Source organism: Kitasatospora sp. NPDC043949, assembly GCF_056435365.1.
This window is the reverse complement of the sequence record NZ_JBWKEQ010000006.1, coordinates 1-607: the sequence shown is the minus strand read 5'-3', so window position 1 is coordinate 607 and position 607 is coordinate 1. Positions and strand designations below refer to the sequence as shown.

The 607-nt window shown below is 69.5% G+C and carries 1 pseudogene; it reads left to right on the top strand.

Annotated elements, in window-relative coordinates:
- A pseudogene (locus tag AC07AL_RS07400) lies at positions 1 to 377 on the top strand (hypothetical protein); the annotation flags it as partial.
- Between the last annotated feature and the right edge of the window lie 230 nt (positions 378 to 607).

The following is a 607-nucleotide window of genomic DNA, read 5'->3' as shown; positions in this document are numbered from 1 at the left end:
CGGTCGCGGTTGAAGCCGCCACCGGAGGGGCGGTCGTCGCGACGGAAGCCACCACGGTCGCCACCACGGTCATCGCGGTTGAAACCACCCGACGGGCGATCGCCACGGTCACGGTTGAAGCCGCCACCGGACGGACGGTCGTCACGACGCGGACGGTCGTCACGGTTGAAACCACCACCCGAGGGGCGGTCGTCACGGCGGAAGCCGCCGCCGCCCTGACGGTCGTCCCGACGGGCGCCGCCACGGTCGTTCGACCAGCCCCCACGGGACCGGGGCTCGTAGCCTCGGCCGTCGTCCGATCGACGCTCGGGACGGTCCTGGGGCTGGTTCGACATCGTGGTGACTCCTTCTGCTGCTTCAGCTCCACCGCGGACTGAGCAACTCCGCTGCCGTCACGCGGTTTCGGCGCCGGCCTCCTGGCCGCGCACCATCTCCATTGTCCGACATCCCGGAACACTCCGCCTGGGCGAAGGTCCCGGCCTGCCGGGGTACTACTCGTTCGCAAAACACAAAAAGGCCGCGGCCCCAGCGAGTCGCTGGGGCCGCGGCCTTGAATAATTGTTCGGCGGCGTCCTACTCTCCCACAGGGTCCCCCCTGCAGTACCAT